This is a genomic window from Oleiphilus sp. HI0117 (assembly GCF_001635235.1).
On sequence record NZ_LWGA01000765.1, the window covers coordinates 1 to 16,693 of the forward strand.

Genomic DNA, 16,693 nt, shown 5'->3' on the forward strand with positions numbered 1-16,693 from the left:
AGCTCTCGGACTCCTTTACCAGTGGTATCGAAGCAGGCTTAAAAGATGCGGCTTTGAACTATGCTGAGGTAAAGGCTTTCGCTAGCCCCAGACGTTTAGCTGTTCGAGTTAAAGGTTTGGACGTGCAGCAAGCTGATAAGTCAGTTGAAAAGAAAGGCCCGTCAAAGAAAGCCGCTTATGATGCTGAAGGGAATCCTTCTCGCGCCTTGACTGGTTTTACCGGCTCGTTAGGTATTAAGCCTGAAGACCTAGAAGAAATGGAAACGCCGAAAGGAACATGGTTAGTTTACCGCTCGCTAGAGAAAGGTCAGGAAACCAAATCTTTGTTGAATGACATTGTTGCCCAGTCATTGAACAAGTTGCCTATTCCTAAGCGTATGCGTTGGGGAGCTCAAAAGGTTGAGTTCGTTCGACCGCTGCAGTGGGTATTGATGATTTTCGGTGATGAGGTTGTAGAAGGCAGTATTCTGGATATTCCAGCTGGTCGAAAGACTCGCGGTCACCGCTTCCATAGTCAGGGTGAGATTGAAATTACTAAAGCAGATGACTACGAAGTTCTATTGTTAGAGCTAGGCAAAGTGATTGCAGATTATGATCAGCGTAAGGAAAAGGTTCGTCAGGGTGTGACGGCTGCTGCTGAAGGTATTGGTGGTGTGGCTGTGATTGATGAAGACTTGTTGGACGAAGTCGCGTCTCTAAATGAGTGGCCCGTACCTTTAGTCGGCCGCTTCGACGAGCGCTTTTTGGAGGTGCCGACAGAAGCACTGATTTCTTCGATGAAAGAGCATCAGAAGTATTTCCATGCTTTGGATAAGAATGGCGAGATGCTACCAAACTTCATCACGCTAGCGAATATCGAAAGTAAGGACCCTCAGCAGGTAATTCAGGGTAACGAGCGTGTTATTCGTCCTCGCCTGGCAGACGCGGCCTTCTTCTTTGAAACGGATAAGAAGTCCACTTTGGCCTCGCGTCGTGAGCAGTTAAAGAAAATTGTCTTCCAGAGTAAATTGGGAACGGTTTACGATAAAACTGAACGTGTATCAAAGCTAGCTGCGAAGATTGGCGCAGCAATTGGTGGCAATGCGTCCGATGCAGAGCGTGCAGGAGAGCTAGCTAAATCTGACCTGGTGACAGAAATGGTTCTAGAGTTCTCTGATTTACAGGGAACCATGGGTTATCATTATGCTGTGCACGATGGAGAATCTAAAGAAGTTGCTTTAGCGTTGAATGAGCAGTACATGCCTAAGTTTGCGGGCGACAGCTTGCCGACCACAAAAACGGGTTGTGCACTTTCTATTGCTGAGAAACTTGATTCACTGGTTGGTCTATTTGGTATCAATCAGCCTCCAACGGGTACTAAAGACCCATTTGCCTTGCGCCGTGCTTCTTTAGGTGTGCTTCGAATCATTGTTGAAGAGCAATTGGATCTTGATCTGGTTGACCTAATTAATTGGTCGCTAGAGCAATACGAAGGCTTGGAAAACAATAGTGTCCAAGAAGACTTATTGAACTACATGTTGGAACGTTTCCGTGCCTGGTATCAGGATGAAAATGTATCTGCTGAAGTCTTCTTAGCGGTTAACGCTCGTAGGCCTACACGTCCGGTCGACTTTGATCAGCGCATCAAAGCGGTTAGCAACTTTTTGGGCCTCGAAGCGGCTTCAGCCTTATCGGCAGCCAATAAGCGTGTTTCCAATATTCTGGCGAAGAATAAGGGCGAGTTGGCAGATCAGGTCGACCAGAGTAAGCTGATTGAGCAAGCTGAAAAGGATTTGGCAGCTCAGGTAGATAGCCTAGCAAAAACTGTAACGCCATTGTTTGACCAAGGTAACTACCAAGCTGCTTTGACTGAGCTATCAAGTCTTCAAAAAGTTGTTGACCAGTTCTTTGAAGATGTCATGGTTATGGCCGATGATGAAGCGTTGAAGAATAATCGCTTAGCCTTGTTGAGTCAGCTGCGCGAGCTATTCCTGCGAGTGGCAGATATTTCGCTGCTTTCTAAGTAGCACCTAAGCACTAAGTTAGGCTTTCCCTTCTTGCTAGCAAAGCACTGCTCATTCGAGTGGTGCTTTTTTGTTTCTGGTCTTAATCTCTTGCAGAGGTTTTTTCTTCGCGCTTGATTAAGCTTGTGCTAACCCTCTAGTGGGCCACAGAACAACTGAAAGAATATTGGCAGCTGACTAATTCAACAAACCTACTTCTTTGTAGTAGCGAACTGCTCCGGCATGTAAGGGGGCTGATAAGCCTTCTTTAACCATTTTGGTCTTATCGAGAGCATGGAATGCAGGGTGAAGTTTTTTAAACTCGAGGAAATTTTCAAATACTGACTTGGTTAACTGGTAGATAACCTCGTCGGGTGTATCTTTAGAGCTTACTAGTGTCGCACCTACGCCAAATGATTTTATTTCATTTGGGTTGCCTCGGTACATACCAGCCGGAATGGTGACTTCGTGATAATATGCGTTGTCAGTGACTAGCTGATTAACTTCGGAACCTTCAACATCAATAAGAATGCTATCGCAATCTGAGGTCGCAGCTTTAATCGAGGCGCTAGGATGCCCAGCCATAAAAATCATGGCATCAAACTGCTTGTCGCATAGTGCTTTTGATTGATCTGAGGAGCTGAGTTCAGATACTTGTGAAAAAAGGCTGCTTCCCCAGCCGAGTGCCTGCATGAGAATTTCCATAGTGGCACGATGACCAGAGCCTTTATTACCTATATTAATTCGTTTACCTTTCAGGTCATTTAAAGTTTGGATGCCCGAATCTTTTCGTGCGACGACAGTAAATGGCTCGGAGTAAATAGAAAATACTGAGCGTAACGCTGGGTCTCTGCCTTCTGAGGAAAATACTTCACTGCCTTGTACTGCGTGATATTGCCAGTCGGACTGAACAACTGCCATATCCAAGTCCAGTTCTCTGACTTTTCGTAAGTTGTACAATGATCCCTGGGTGCTTTCAACGCCACAGCGTATACCGTGCTCGGAACGTTGACGATTGATCATCCTGCATACTGCGCCGCCTGTTGGATAATACACTCCGGTGACACCACCGGTACCGACAATCATATAGTGCTTGTCACGAGCAAGGCTGAGCTCGGAACTGCCGAAAAGAAAGACGAAAATACAAAGCTTAGCCAGCTTCAATTTGCCGAACAAACTCAAAGTTTTTGACCTACGACCTAGCATACGTTTCCTTATTGAAGCTGCTTGTATCAGCACCTTACCCTTTTCATTGAAGAATAATCTTTTTGGAAAAGATTTTCTACACGATATTGTTGTGAAAGAGAAAAACAGAATTATGCTGGTACACTTATTGAAGGCCCTTAACAAGCAGTTTCTTTTCGCTATGAATAAGCTGATTCAACCGATATTTTTGCTGATGAATCGATTAACTTACCGTGGTAAGTTTATGTTGATCTCATCGGTTTTCGCGATCCCCTTGGCTCTGTTTGCTGTGCAGTTAGCATTTAATGCGCATCAGCAACTAGAACAAGCACAGCACACTCGCTCTGGCTTTAACTATCTTCGCCAATCAACAGAACTTATCGAAGACTTGGAAACGATACGAGATATAACTGTTGTTGTCTCTTGGAAGAGTGACTCCTTCTTGGTTTCAAAGCTTGATGCTGTTAAGAAGCGGGCTTATGGTCGTATTCTGGATCTAAGCGAAAAATTAAGTTCTAACGCTAGTAGCAAGTACTTACTAAGTCTTAAGGAAAAGTTTGAAAAGGACGGTTTTATTCGCGGAAATGAGGCAGGAAGGGTCGATAAGATTTATGAGGAGGCCCATATTATGGTCGGTCAGGCGTATAGCTGGAGAAGGCAAGTTTCTTATCTGTATGCCTCCAGTAGTCAAAGCGATATTTTGTCCTTCGTAAACCTACTTAATGAGGGTGAGGAATATACCTATGCCTTAGGTTTGGTCAGAATGTTTGGAAGTTTGTATTTAGGGCAGGCGTTTGTGGCGTCACATGGTGCTGACGCGATGGAGGCTGCTTACCAAAACCTGTCTAAGTTAATTGATGATGTGGATGTGAAGGAACAAGCCTATGCCGGTATATTTAGAGATAACCCTTCCGTAGACTTATTAGGTGTTAAATCAGCTTTAGTTCAGACTAAAGACCTGCTTTCACAGTATTTGATAGAGTCCTTCTCTCCTAAAGGTGACCCGCAAGAGTTCTACGCGAAGTTAAGCGACTTGTATCAATTAGTATACGCGCATAATCAGCTTGTTTTATCGGTGACTGACCGTGTATTGGCGAAAAATTACCAGCAGAGCATTGAGCGCTTATCCTTGTTCTATATCAGCGTCGCTTTCTTCTCCTTGGTTTTGCTCTACTTGTCAGTCGGTTTATATAAGTCTGTTAGCTCTGCTATAGGTGAATTAACTGGCGCTGCAGATCGTGTAGCTATGGGAAATTATGATCAAGCGATTGAGATTGGAACGCATGATGAATTACTGACAGTTGCTCGGGCCATGGAGCATATGCGTCTAAGCATTAAGGAGCGTGAAGAACGCTTGGAACTAATGAGCCAGATTGATGGTTTGACTCAACTTTATAACCGGCCATTCTTTGATCAAGCAATGGATATATCCTTGGCTAATAGTCGCCGAAACATGACGCCGCTTACCTTGGTTATGATGGATATCGATCATTTTAAAAAGGTAAATGATACCTATGGCCACCAGGCGGGTGATGAGTGTTTAAAACTGATTGCTCGCTTAATGAAGAAACAGTATCAGCGACAAACAGATATAGTGGCTCGTTATGGTGGTGAAGAATTCATTGCGATTCTCTACGGTCAGACTCAAGAGGAGGCCCTATTGCAAACCGAGAAACTTCGAAGGGCAATTGAAGACGCAAATATGACTTATCAAGGCAAAACAATACCGATGACTGCAAGTTTTGGCTTGGCAAGCATGGCACCACCAGAGTGGCAGAAAGGTGAATCATTGGTGGGGTTTGCTGATAGTGCTTTGTACCAGGCAAAAGAAAGTGGCCGGAATCGTATTTGTATCGGAGGTCAGTCAGGTGGCCATGAGACTCAAAATACCGCTTGATAAGGTTCTATAAGACCTAAGGCCGATCTTTTATAGCTGATCAGCTACAGTAACCTGATTTCTTCCTTGACTTTTTGCCTGGTAAAGGGCTTTGTCAGCCTGTTTTACCAGATCTTGCCAGGCTTCCACTCTGGATTCCACGACACCAATACTGACGGTTAGCACGCCTTTGTCTGATTCAATGTGAGGGATTTGTAATGCCTCGATAGCTGCCCTGACTCGCTCGGCACATATTCTGGCTTGTTGGCCAATACTTCCGGGCATCAGAATTAATAGCTCTTCGCCGCCATAGCGAAATACTCTGTCTGAGGTGCGCAGCGTTGATTTAACAGTTTGAGCAACTTGTCTGAGCGCATCATCTCCTGATTGATGCCCATAGTAATCGTTATACTTCTTGAAAAAGTCGATATCCACTAAAGCTAGACTATAACTATTCTGGGTTCGTAGAGCGTGCTGTTCAGTATGTGTGAGATCAACCTCCATAGCGCGTCGGTTGCCGATACCTAGCAAGGCATCTTCAAGTGACAATAGTTTTAGCTCTTCGACATTAGTTTCCAGTTCTGCATGCCTGTCGATCAAGCGAACATATACATCGACTAGGTTAGATTGGGTCACAACACCAACTAAGTGTCCGGCATTGTTAATAACAGGGAGATGACGGAGTTTTCGACTACGTGACAGCATCAAGGCGTCTTTAAATAGACTATCTTCCTGAACACAAACAGGCGTAGAAGTCATGATTTCACAAATAGAATGTTCTGGGTAGTGAGCGTCTTTCAATAGCGTGCAAAACAGTTTGGTGATGTCACGCTCTGTGACGATTCCGATAGGTTTGTCGTTCTCGACAATAATCAGGCAGGAGCTACCTTGCTTTGACATGAGCGGAACCGCCTCCTTAATACAGCAATTCGCGTCCACGGTTGGTGGGCAGTCATTCATGAGTTCTTTGACAAGTATGTTAGTACTTTGGTGACCTTTCAAAAATTCATTCTATACTTTAATCCTAGGAGCCTAGCGGGAATAAGGCAAATTAATTACAGCAACTTACAAGCATCTTGAAAAGACTATTTGATGAATAGGTTCTTGATCAGAGTCAGACTTCAATTCATGAGTTCATGCTACCTTCAAAGTAAGGGAGCAGAGCCTGCTCCGCCAGGAGAGCAAATCCAATGACGATGATACGTAGTTCTAACGCTAAAATCTCAAACCGGCTCACCCGTTTTGTATCCTTACCGGTTCTGAGGGCTTTGTACGGCCTGGCTTTATCGTTAGGTGCACCGGCGGGTTGGGTTCTAGTCCAGAAACTTGCGGGGCGTGATCCATTCTCTGGTGAACATTTTGATCTATTACTCTATGTCTATATGAGCTTGGCAACGGGAATTGTGTTTTCATTGCTAGGTTATTTTATTGGTCGTCGAGAGCATATGATTACAGATCTGGCACTGACCGATAGCCTAACGGCGCTTTACAATAAGCGTTATTATAAAAACCGTTTAGAACAAGAGTTTCAGCAGCATCTGCGTACCGGTGCCTCAATGGCCATTATTCAAATTGATTTAGACTTTTTTAAACAAGTAAATGATCGATTTGGGCACCAGGCAGGTGATGAAGTATTGAAGAAGGTTGCTACATTGATTCTTGCAAATTGCAGGAAGAATGATACTGCCGCGCGCGTTGGCGGAGAAGAGATGAGTATTATTGTCTGTGGCGAAAGTAAAGATGAAGCGCATATATTGGCAGAAAGAATTCGTGCCACGATTGAAAGTACAGACTGCTTTTGGCAGGGGCAACGGATAAGTTTGACAGCCTCATTCGGTATTGCATTCGCGACAGCTAAGACAGAAACTGCTTGGCAAATTTATCAAAATGCTGACTTGGCACTGTATCAAGCCAAGAAGCAGGGACGGAATCAGGTATGCTTGTATGAAGCCTAAACCCAAGGCGCGAGTAGAGTTTCGAATGCGGAGGTTATATTGTCTTTAAGATCATTGGTTCTGACGTTGCTTGTCTGCCTGATTGTTTGGTATTGGCTTAAAGCAAGAGAGTTAAAAGATATTGCTCTAAGAGCCGCGGCGAAGCATTGTCGTGAATTGGACTTAAGTATTCTTGACCAGACAGTCGTTTTGCGCTCATTGAAGCTCAAGAGAGGGAATGCTGGGCGCTTACAGATTATTCGTGAATATGGTTTTGAGTTCAGTTCTACAGGAGAAGATCGTTATAAAGGTAGTGTGAAGATGGCCGGAGCACGTGTTCAAGGGGTCAAATTGGCACCACATCGAGTGGAATAGTTTTATTATTGGAAGTGGTTAATTTGTATCGAGCACCTATACTCTATATATCGACAAAAAGAAGCTATTCACAAATTGGCAGGTGTTTTTAATTCGCACCTGCTTTAGCGTGTAAGAATAAATATGATCAAACGAATTCCTATCGACTCCCTTCAAGTTGGAATGTATATATCTGATCTTAATAGTGATTGGATTCCTCATTCCAACTTTAAGAAGAAGGGGAAAATCAAGAAAGATCTAACTGTTGAAAAGATAAAAAACTAGGCATTAAAGAAGTCTATATCGATACTTTTCTAGGTGAGGATTTAAAGGATGCGCCGACCCTTGCCGAGATTGACAAAGAAAATGAAAAGAAACTAGCAGCGGCAGGTGAACTGAGCTCGTTAAACAAGCCGCGTTTAGGTTTGGGCGAGGAAATGCTGGCGGCTCAAAAGGTTCATGAAGAAGCAGTTGAACTCATGGGCGGTATTCTCACGGACGTTAAGACTGGTCAGGCGCTTCCTATAGACGCTATTGATAATCTTGCGGAAGATATGCTGGACTCTTTGTTCAGAAATCACAATGCCTTGGCTTGCCTTGGCTGTATTCGCGAGAAAGATAGTTACTTGATGGAGCACTCCGTAAACCTGAGTGTTCTGATGTCTATTTTTGGTAAATCGATGCAACTGGATCGTTCGGTTCTTCATCAAACCATTTCAGGTGCATTGTTGCATGATATCGGGAAAATCATGGTGCCAGACGAAATATTGCATAAGCCTGGTAAATTAACCGATGATGAATTTTCGCAAATGAAACATCACGTTACCCTAGGTCGCGAGCATTTGCTGGGTATCGAAGGTATTTCCCCTTTGACTATTCAAGTCGTTTCTGAACATCACGAGCGAATGGATGGTACCGGTTACCCTTCGGGTCTATGTGGTCATGAAATCTCAACCTTCGGGCGAATGGCTGCGATTGTTGACGTTTATGATGCGATTACAGCCGACCGCTGTTATCACAAGGGTATGACGCCGACAATGGCGATTAAGCGTTTACTGGAGTGGAGCGATCATCATTTGGACCGCTCTTTGGTAAATCACTTCATTCGTTGTATCGGAATTTATCCAGTTGGTTCTTTGGTCTTACTAGAGAGTGGCCGACTGGGCGCGGTTGTAGAAGTGAACGAGTTTGATCAGCGCTCGCCAAAGGTGAGGGTGATGTATCACACCAAGTTTAAATGCTTTATCAAGACCGAATTAATTGATTTAGCGAAACCGACGGTTCAGGATGCAATTGTCAAAGCCGTTGACCCCGACCTATTCAGGATCAACGTTAAAGATTTTTTAAGCTAGTCTAGTACACTTTCTTGGGAGCTGCGCTAAACGGCGCAGTTCGTACATAGTGCAGCAAAAGGCAGGGCGTCCAAACGCTCATTGCTGATATCTTCGTGACACTTCTCACAAGCGCCATATAAGTCTCGTTCCATTTTTAGCAGGGCATGATCTATTTGCTCTAGCTCTTCTTCGGCTTCACTTTTCAGGTTTAGTAGTACATCATCATTTTGTCTGTCTACGACTTGGTCCGAGAACTTACTGCTGGTTTTCCGGTTGTGAAGGTCTTTATCAATTTTCTCGATACGAAGACTTAATTCTTCTTTTAAAGCAACTAGCTTTTCTTTGCGGTCTGTCATGATTCTTCCTCACCTAAAATGGGTACGTATTACCTACATTTTAGGTTAGAACCGCAGAATAGCATTGATATGAATCAAGGTTGGCTTGCTAATTCCAAGGCCTCTGTCAGTTTAGCGTGTTTGAAGCCTTCATTCATAAGAATGAGGCCGTCTGAATTGATCACAACCGTAACGCCCATATCTCCCTTGAACTGCTCAGTTAAGTTATGAGCAGTATCTGCTACCACTGTTTCAGAGCGATAACCGCTAGAGATCTGATTCGCCCGGGCTTGTTCAGTCGATCCTGAGACATAATCAATACTAATAAAATGAATGTTCGGATAGTTTGGCTTGATTGACTCGCGAATACTCGACATATGGCTATCACAAAGCGGACACCACATGGTGAAATAGAGTACAACCGCATCATAAGCGGTTAATTCATCACTTAAAGTCAGCACATTGTCTTCAGTGTCAAGAATGCTGAAGTCACTAGCAACCTGGTTGACCTGGTTACCGATACTACCCGCTTGCACACTTTCGCGTTTATCTTCACTGGAAGGGTTTAAATCTTCGTTACAAGCAGATAATAATAGCCCAAGGAAAAGCATGCTAATTAAACGAAATCTAACGTAGAACATAGCTCACTCCCAAACTTAAAATATCTGTTGCAGCAAAGTCTTCACCACTGAGCGCATGATTCCACGAGAGCTTGTAGATCCAATCCATAGCGACTGTTGAATAGGCAATACTTAATCCCAGCGACTGCTTTTGAAAACCAGGAAGGGAGCTGTCTTTATTCCCATCAATTTCACCGACCTTTTCGCGTAAATCATTATAGGATGTGGTCACAGTAAGCGTGTCCATTGAGTCTAAAAAATGCGTATAACCAAAAGCCAGGCTTGTTGACAGGCGCTTACCTAATTGCAGATCATAGGGGTCGATAAAGCCGCTAGAGTCTTCGTTAACAGGACGTTCAATATATTTTCCATAGGACATGTTCAAGGTCATATTCCAGGGATAAATAGTCTTGTCGACAAGCAGATTAGCATCCAGGCGGTAGACGCCCCGGCCCGTGATATCGAAGCTGTTATCAATTTCACCAGAGTATGCAGATTTACCCGTCGGCAGGGTTAAGGTGCTGCCCAGGTATACTGCTGGAATCAGGCTTCGCCAGTTGGTGACTTTCCAGACACATTTAATATCGTCAAAGGTCTCGTACCATAGCCCTATGGTCGTATCACCAATGTTGTCGACTTTAGACTCTGTTCCAGTGTAGGTATTGTCATTCCATACATAGGGAATTTGGAGGCTTGCCTGCCAGCGGTTGGCAAGCCGATAAGCGATACCAAGACTACTTCGGTACTGGTTTAAGTCAGAGCCAACAGGGTCATCCTGATGCTTTCCTTCAGAGTTCCAGTAGCCCTTATAGTTCTCGTGCGAGAATGATGTATCAAACATCATGCGCGCACCTTTTGGCAGAATTAAAGAAGAGGCTGACCCGCCGCCACAACAGGATGCAGCCCAAAGATTCAGTGGCACAAGGAGCTGTGTACTGAGAAAAAACAGAAAGGCTTTATTCTTCATGCAAATAGATATCTTTCTAAAGATATTTACATCCCCATCATCGTGTTAGATGGCGTCACGACGAACTCTGCTTCATCATATTCACCATCAGGAATGTTGCCATCGTCGGTTTTTTGTTCACCGTTAACCGATAGGCGTACATAGATAGAGCCGGCTTCTCCGTCAGTAAGGCCCGTCAGGCCTTCAGCGGTCCAAATACCTTCTCCCTCATTGGATGCTGTGACCCAGCTGTCACCATCACTTGGGTCTGTTGACATTGCTACGGTGATGCTAGAGATCGTAAGCTCATAGTCGGAGTCTGCATTGAGTATTTGCCCAGCGCTAATTGCCGGAAAGCTCATCATGCTTTCCTTGGTAGTGATAAAAACACTGAAGTCATGACCGCTATCTCCATCTGATAGGCCATCATTGAATAGAATGTAGGTGCGTTTTTCTTCTCCGCCCATCATATTTGCAATAGTATCAGTTTGGCTCTTTAGATTAGCGCGGGCTGTCTCTCCCATTGCCATCATTACATCTGGCTGAAAGGTAACGCTTTCATCATAAGGTAAACCTATATCAAGGTACCAAGTACCCATCTCAGGGCCTGATGCCATGAGGTAGTAGATTGTCGCGTTATAGATTCCTGCTTCGTCACTTTCGGTGAAAGAGCCATAAGGCGTGCTATGGTTATGTGTAGACATTTCCATTAGTGGGCTTAAGGTAGGAGAAAGCCCTTCCATAGGGGTGCCATCCAAATCGGTAATTTCGATTTTTAGGTTGGATTTACCAACTTGAGCCATCTCGGATAAATAGGTAACTTTAAAGCTTTCTGAAAGCTCATAATCATTTTTTTGTGAATTGTTGCTATCACTACACGCACTCATTAAACAAGCACTTGCAACTAAACTCAAACTAAATGCGAGGGTCTTAACTGCTTTCATCTATGCACTCCTTGATGCGCAAAATCATTAATTGCGTGAAATTTTACGCTGAAGTAAGGGTGCAAAGGAGTGACAAATTGTCGCACCTACTTTGGGGTATAGTTTGGGTTTAGTTCAAGTTCAGATATGTTTTGGCTTTATGTTAATGACTTATTTTGATGAAGGGCGTTTCTGTAGCTTGCGTTGCAAAGTCCGTCGATGCATTCCCAGAGCATTAGCTGTTGCAGAGATATTGCCATCATGCTCATTAAGCACGCGTTGGATATGTTCCCACTCCAGGCGTCCCACTGATGGCGGGCTAGTATCTAGGGGAATATCTGGGTTTGCGTCCTCTTCCTGTAGGGCTTTGATAATGACATCGGTGGTCACAGGTTTGCATAGGTAATTCACTGAACCCAGCTTCATCGCTTCAACCGTTGTGCTAATGCTGGAATAACCTGTCAGAATCAGTGCCTTGGTTTGAGGTGAGTGTTCTTTTAGAATCGACAGAAACTGCAAACCACTTTCCTGATCGATCTTTAGGTCAACCACAGCAAAATTTATGCTCGTATCCGTTAATATGCCTTTGGCTTCTTCAATACTGTTTGCGGCGAAGCTATTGTAGCCTCGTCGTTTAAATGACCGGGCAAGTGTCGTAGAAAAGGTTTGGTCGTCATCTAGGATAAGGATACTCTTAGTCATTTTATTTTCTGCTCTTCGGCTGGGTGTGAGCTTACAAGTGACAGGGAAATATGAATGCGAGTGCCCGACTTATCTGCTCTTTCAACGCTTATTTTTCCATGATGTCTATTAATCGTGGCATGAGATAAAAATAAACCAATGCCCATACCATGCTCTTTGTCAGACTCTAATGGTTGCTCAGCGGCACTAAGAATACGGGAAACTTTGTTTTCATCACTGTTGCCATAATCACTGATGGTGAGTCTGAGCTTGTCCGGTTCAACATCTGCCTCGAAGCAGACTCTTTCGGGCGAAGCATCGGCAGCATTATTCAGGATATTCAGAATGGCCATCCTTAAAGATGGATCTGAGGAAATATTTGGCGATGGTGACTCGTCGAATTGTGCGCTGTTCCAGTTTTTCTCAAGCCTGACGCTAGGCCGTAAGAGTCTAAATTCATTCACTAGCTGGGTGAGAAAGTAGTGGACAGATTCATCTTGCTGACTGAGGAGAGCCTGGTGCCGAAGGTCATCTAACACGTTTTTACATATCGCTATTTGAGACGCCAGGAGTGTAAGGTCTTCGTCGAAATCCTGGGTCAGGCTATCTGCTTGAAGGTCGTCAACGAGCACGGCCATCGTCGATAGTGGTGTACTGATATGATGAGCAGCAGACGCGGCTTGTGTTGCAATACCCAATAATTGCTCGTCGCGCAGTAACTGTTCTCTTTGTTCGTTGATCTTATGTTGTCGAGACTTTAACTCTTGTCTCATTCTAATGAGGAAGAAGCAGATTAAGGCCGCGCTCACTGCAAAATTGAACCACATGCCAATGAGATGAAGGGAAAAGGCAGTTTGGCTTGCATCAATTTGGTGGTGCATATGATGGGCATGCTCATTCGCAACAGAAGTCTCTGATACCGAAAGGTCGACTAAGTATAAAGAGCCATAGCAACTTACGGTGAGTAAGGCCATAAACCAGGTGAAATTACTATTTAAGGTTGCTGCACTAATGGTTAACGGGAAGAGTAAAAGTGACACAAAAGGGTTGGCGGAGCCGCCGGTTACATGAAACAGAAGGCTCATGAATAGTACATCTGACACTAATTGAAGTCGGACATAGTTTTCGGTAATGATACGGGCGCTTTTAAGCTGAGCGAAGGTGAACATGGCTGAAAAAGCAAATAGGCTTAAAATAAACTCCGCCAGGATGAAGTTAAATTTTAAGTTCAGATATAGATGGTCAACGAGTAAAAAAAGTTGAGCCAGTCCCCACAAGGCCAGGCGAGCGCTAGCTATCAGGCGAACGTTTTCGCGCAGTGGTGTTTTGCTTCCTTTAGAGGAAAAAATCATAGTCGTCGTTTACTGAAAAACTGGATTGAATTTGCTAATTATTAGAACAAGCTCTTAGAAAACATGCCAGACGTTTTCATGAAAGTTTTTAAGCCTTGTCTATACTTAGCTAAGTACTCATCACAGAAAAAGACAATTACCCCTTGAAACAATTACAAATAAAAAATGGACTTTGGATCTTTCTAGCGCTGTGTGTCTGCCTGTATTCCGTGTCGGCTATGGCGGAGGAGCATTACACCAATGGCATACCATTGTCTGGAGACCATCTTGAGTTCTTTGTCGATCCGACACATGGCTTGACGATAGATGATGTGCATGGCTACAACCTCTGGGACTGGCGCTCGAACGAGCAGGAAGTGCCATCATTTGGTTTTTCGCATGATACCTACTGGTTCCGCTTTGTGGTGCCAGGGAATGACCACGCCTGGTTGTTGGAAATCAATTATGCTTTGCTAGATGAAATCGAGTTTTATCGGGTTAAAGGAGGTGAAGTCGTTGAATTTGTCCGTACAGGTGATCACTTTGTTTTCTCTGAGCGTCCTATTCAACATCGAGCATTTCTATTTCCAATCGATGGCGCTGATGAAGCACAGCATGTTTACTTGAAAGTTCGCTCTTCAAGTTCCATTCAGTTGCCTGCTACGCTTTGGCCAGAGAAAAGCTATTTTGAGGCTGACCAATATCGCTTTGCCGAGCACGGTTTGTACTATGGCATCGTTCTGGTGATGGCTTTGTATAACTTCTTTCTTTTTTTGCGACTTAGAGATAGTGCTTACCTGTTCTACGTTTTGTACGTGATTACCTTTGCTGTAGCCCAGATGTCCCTGACGGGCTTTGCTTACCAATTTATCTGGCCAAACTTTCCGGTATGGAATGAGCAGAGTATGGCGGTAATAACGCCCTTAATCGTGACATCGGGGATGGTATTTGTATCGAACTTCCTTAAATTGCAGAATAATCACCCGTACTTGAATCGTATTGTCTATTTGCAGGCTTGGCTTGGAATCGTGTTGGCTTTCTTGAGCACGCTCTTACCTTATGCAGTCATGATTCCTTATGGTGCGGCTTTGGCGATCGTTACTTGTTCGTCTATTTTATTTATTAGTTACTATGTCACGATCAAATCGAGACAAAAATATGCGACGTACTTTTCGGTTGCCTGGAGTATGTTTCTAATTGGCACCGTTATATTGGCCATGAACAAATTTGGCTTACTGCCTAGAAATGGGCTAACGGAGTCTGCAGCGCAAATTGGCTCAGCTATTGAAATTATTCTCTTGTCTTTTGCTCTTGCGGAACGCTTGCATGACGCTACTTCGCGCCGTTTTAAAGCTGAAGCAGAAACCTTGCAAGTGAAGGAAAAGCTGATCGAGACCAAGCAGATGCAAAATGAAGCATTAGAGGTAGAAGTTGAGCAGCGAACCAGAGACTTACGACTGGCTTTAGAAAAGGTCAATAAATTAAACTCCGAACTTGAAGATCTATCAACACTTGATCAAGTCACCGGGGTTAGAAATCGTCGTTATTTTGATGAAATGATGGAGCGAGAGTTTCGTCGTGGCAGGCGAAATGGGCGAGAATTAGCTTTGATTATGATTGATTTGGATAATTTCAAATCCGTCAATGATACCTATGGTCATCAAGCTGGAGACCAGTGTCTGAAAACGGTCGCTTCTGAAGTGTATCGTTTGGTGAAACGCCCTCCTGATCTGGTTTGCCGTTATGGTGGAGAGGAGTTAGCTGTTGTCTTACCTGAGACCAAATTGGAAGGTGCTGTTTTGATAGGTGAGCGAATTCGGGCGCATATTGAAGCTTTGTGGATTGATACGGGTGATGAGCGTATTCAAGTGACAGCGAGTGTTGGCGTAAGTGCCTGCATGCCGAACGAGGAAAGCTCGACTCACGCTTTGGTTGAGATGGCTGATCAGGCGCTATACCAAGCTAAGCTTAACGGTCGAAACAGAGTTGAGCAAAAAGTTGGCTAAGACGGCGTGAAACTGCTTGATAGCTGTTTGTTTATACAGTATTTTGTATGAATGAAACTGTATATTGCAGAAAAGCCCAGTCTGGGGAAGGCTATAGCGCAAGCCCTACCTAAACCTCACCATAAAGCTGATGGCTGTATTTACGTCGGGCATTCCGATAAACGCCGCTGTGATGTAGTCAGCTGGTGTATCGGTCACCTTCTGGAGCAGCTCGAGCCAGATGCCTATGATGCATCACTTAAGAAATGGTCGCATGAAACCTTGCCTATATTGCCCGACCGTTTTCCTAGAGGTTGGCAGCTGGCGCCTAAAAAGCAAACCCGCAAGCAATACTCTATTCTAAAAAAGTTAGTCAAACAGGCTGATCACATAATTCATTGTGGTGACCCTGATAGGGAAGGTCAGCTACTGGTGGATGAGCTGATTCACCATGTCGGCGTTAAAGCGTCAGTGAAAGATAGTATTGAACGCTGCCTGATTAGTGATTTAAATCTACCCGCTGTTAAGCAAGCCCTGGCTTCTCTAAAGTCGAATAAAGACTTTGTGCCTTTATCTGTTTCAGCTTTAGCTCGTTCACGTGCAGACTGGCTTTATGGAATGAACCTAACTCGCGCTTTTACGCTTCAGGCTCAAAAGGTCGGTTTTCAGGGCCTGGTTTCAATCGGGCGGGTGCAAACACCCTTGCTAGGCTTGATTGTTCGGCGAGATGCAGAAGTTGAAGCCTTTGTGGTGCGAGACTATTACGAAGTCGATGCCCATATCCAAATATCTGAACAACAAGTTTTATCTGCCCGTTGGCAGCCGAGCGAAGCTTGCGAGCCCTATCAGGACAGCGAAGGGCGAGTCATAAACAAAGCTTTGGCTGAAAATGTGGTGGCGCGAATTAAGGGGCAGCCAGCTAATGTTGAAGCAACAAGTGCTAAGTCCAAGAAGCAAGTTGCGCCTTTGCCATATAATTTATCTGCGTTACAGATCGATGCTGCTAAAGCATTTGGTATGAGTGCTAAGACCGTCTTGGATACTTGTCAGAATCTGTATGAACGACATAAACTGATTACCTATCCTCGCTCTGACAATCGTTATCTACCCTCGGGGCACTTAAGCCAATCTGCACAAATTTTCGATGCAATCGCTAGCAATACCAACTTACAGAATATATGTAACAGTGCCGACTCAAGTCTAAAAG

Annotated in this window: 15 protein-coding genes and 1 pseudogene; 8 read left to right on the plus strand and 8 right to left on the minus strand. The window is 44.3% G+C overall.

Translation table 11 applies throughout. The features are described from left to right. Positions 1-2,006: glycine--tRNA ligase subunit beta (gene glyS / locus A3757_RS12300; RefSeq protein ID WP_068739705.1), on the plus strand; the 2,006-nt coding region annotated here is incomplete at its 5' end. 174 nt (positions 2,007-2,180) lie between these two features. Here glyS and A3757_RS12305 read toward each other — a convergent pair. Further along, on the minus strand, positions 2,181-3,188 hold the full coding sequence (locus tag A3757_RS12305) for a TAXI family TRAP transporter solute-binding subunit (RefSeq protein WP_068512041.1): 1,008 nt from the start codon (positions 3,186-3,188) through the stop codon (positions 2,181-2,183). A 160-nt stretch (positions 3,189-3,348) separates the two neighbouring features. On the opposite strand from A3757_RS12305, the gene A3757_RS12310 reads away from it, so the two are divergent. Next, entirely contained in the window at positions 3,349-5,064 is a 1,716-nt protein-coding gene (locus tag A3757_RS12310; protein WP_197470020.1) for a diguanylate cyclase, read from the plus strand. A 30-nt stretch (positions 5,065-5,094) separates the two neighbouring features. Here the strand turns inward: A3757_RS12310 and A3757_RS12315 are convergent, their stop codons facing one another. Next, on the minus strand, positions 5,095-6,003 hold the full coding sequence (locus A3757_RS12315) for a GGDEF domain-containing protein (protein ID WP_082865007.1): 909 nt from the start codon (positions 6,001-6,003) through the stop codon (positions 5,095-5,097). 230 nt (positions 6,004-6,233) lie between these two features. Between A3757_RS12315 and A3757_RS12320 the strand changes: the two genes are divergently transcribed. From A3757_RS12320 to A3757_RS12330, 4 genes and pseudogenes are all read left to right on the plus strand, one after another. Next, positions 6,234-6,998: a GGDEF domain-containing protein gene (locus A3757_RS12320; protein WP_082865006.1), complete on the plus strand. Its 765-nt coding sequence runs from the start codon at positions 6,234-6,236 to the stop codon at positions 6,996-6,998. A gap of 39 nt (positions 6,999-7,037) precedes the next feature. Beyond that, positions 7,038-7,352 carry a DUF3301 domain-containing protein gene (locus A3757_RS12325; RefSeq protein WP_068512050.1) on the plus strand — a complete coding sequence of 105 codons (315 nt, stop codon included), beginning with the start codon at positions 7,038-7,040 and terminating at the stop codon, positions 7,350-7,352. Positions 7,353-7,514: 162 nt separating this feature from the next. Further along, positions 7,515-7,804, plus strand: a pseudogene (locus A3757_RS27615) (DUF3391 domain-containing protein); the annotation flags it as partial. An 81-nt stretch (positions 7,805-7,885) separates the two neighbouring features. Continuing rightward, positions 7,886-8,683, plus strand: coding sequence for an HD-GYP domain-containing protein (locus A3757_RS12330; protein WP_082865508.1), 798 nt, complete (start codon positions 7,886-7,888; stop codon positions 8,681-8,683). Positions 8,684-8,709: 26 nt separating this feature from the next. On the opposite strand, the gene A3757_RS12335 is transcribed toward A3757_RS12330, so the two are convergent. The 6 genes from A3757_RS12335 to A3757_RS12360 form a co-directional block, all read right to left on the minus strand. Then, entirely contained in the window at positions 8,710-9,021 is a 312-nt protein-coding gene (locus tag A3757_RS12335) for a TraR/DksA C4-type zinc finger protein (protein WP_068552572.1), read from the minus strand. 74 nt (positions 9,022-9,095) lie between these two features. Then, positions 9,096-9,641: a redoxin domain-containing protein gene (locus tag A3757_RS12340; RefSeq protein ID WP_068552570.1), complete on the minus strand. Its 546-nt coding sequence runs from the start codon at positions 9,639-9,641 to the stop codon at positions 9,096-9,098. After that, entirely contained in the window at positions 9,628-10,587 is a 960-nt protein-coding gene (locus tag A3757_RS12345; RefSeq protein ID WP_068552568.1) for a hypothetical protein, read from the minus strand. The genes A3757_RS12340 and A3757_RS12345 overlap by 14 nt, the downstream gene beginning before the upstream one ends. Before the next feature lie 26 nt (positions 10,588-10,613). Next, positions 10,614-11,510 carry a hypothetical protein gene (locus A3757_RS12350; protein ID WP_068512058.1) on the minus strand — a complete coding sequence of 299 codons (897 nt, stop codon included), beginning with the start codon at positions 11,508-11,510 and terminating at the stop codon, positions 10,614-10,616. A 150-nt stretch (positions 11,511-11,660) separates the two neighbouring features. After that, positions 11,661-12,191, minus strand: coding sequence for a response regulator transcription factor (locus tag A3757_RS12355; protein ID WP_068552565.1), 531 nt, complete (start codon positions 12,189-12,191; stop codon positions 11,661-11,663). Beyond that, complete coding sequence (locus tag A3757_RS12360) at positions 12,188-13,522, minus strand: ATP-binding protein (RefSeq protein WP_068552563.1); 1,335 nt, start codon at positions 13,520-13,522, stop codon at positions 12,188-12,190. The genes A3757_RS12355 and A3757_RS12360 overlap by 4 nt, the downstream gene beginning before the upstream one ends. 218 nt (positions 13,523-13,740) lie before the next feature. Here A3757_RS12360 and A3757_RS12365 point away from each other — a divergent pair, with 218 nt between their 5' ends. Both A3757_RS12365 and A3757_RS12370 read left to right on the plus strand, forming a co-directional pair. Next, positions 13,741-15,507 carry a diguanylate cyclase gene (locus A3757_RS12365; protein WP_068512067.1) on the plus strand — a complete coding sequence of 589 codons (1,767 nt, stop codon included), beginning with the start codon at positions 13,741-13,743 and terminating at the stop codon, positions 15,505-15,507. A 51-nt stretch (positions 15,508-15,558) separates the two neighbouring features. Further along, the coding region (locus A3757_RS12370; RefSeq protein WP_231878266.1) for a DNA topoisomerase at positions 15,559-16,693 on the plus strand (1,135 nt) is incomplete at its 3' end.

Coding starts and splice junctions, on each gene's coding strand:
- A3757_RS12360 (WP_068552563.1), bottom strand. CDS start 13,522: ATGATTTTTTCCTCTAAAGGAAGCAAAACACCACTGCGCGAAAACGTT.
- A3757_RS12340 (WP_068552570.1), bottom strand. CDS start 9,641: ATGTTCTACGTTAGATTTCGTTTAATTAGCATGCTTTTCCTTGGGCTA.
- A3757_RS12320 (WP_082865006.1), top strand. CDS start 6,234: ATGACGATGATACGTAGTTCTAACGCTAAAATCTCAAACCGGCTCACC.
- A3757_RS12365 (WP_068512067.1), top strand. CDS start 13,741: ATGGCGGAGGAGCATTACACCAATGGCATACCATTGTCTGGAGACCAT.
- A3757_RS12305 (WP_068512041.1), bottom strand. CDS start 3,188: ATGCTAGGTCGTAGGTCAAAAACTTTGAGTTTGTTCGGCAAATTGAAG.
- A3757_RS12345 (WP_068552568.1), bottom strand. CDS start 10,587: ATGAAGAATAAAGCCTTTCTGTTTTTTCTCAGTACACAGCTCCTTGTG.
- A3757_RS12350 (WP_068512058.1), bottom strand. CDS start 11,510: ATGAAAGCAGTTAAGACCCTCGCATTTAGTTTGAGTTTAGTTGCAAGT.
- A3757_RS12330 (WP_082865508.1), top strand. CDS start 7,886: ATGCTGGACTCTTTGTTCAGAAATCACAATGCCTTGGCTTGCCTTGGC.
- A3757_RS12315 (WP_082865007.1), bottom strand. CDS start 6,003: ATGAATGACTGCCCACCAACCGTGGACGCGAATTGCTGTATTAAGGAG.
- A3757_RS12310 (WP_197470020.1), top strand. CDS start 3,349: ATGAATAAGCTGATTCAACCGATATTTTTGCTGATGAATCGATTAACT.
- A3757_RS12335 (WP_068552572.1), bottom strand. CDS start 9,021: ATGACAGACCGCAAAGAAAAGCTAGTTGCTTTAAAAGAAGAATTAAGT.
- A3757_RS12355 (WP_068552565.1), bottom strand. CDS start 12,191: ATGACTAAGAGTATCCTTATCCTAGATGACGACCAAACCTTTTCTACG.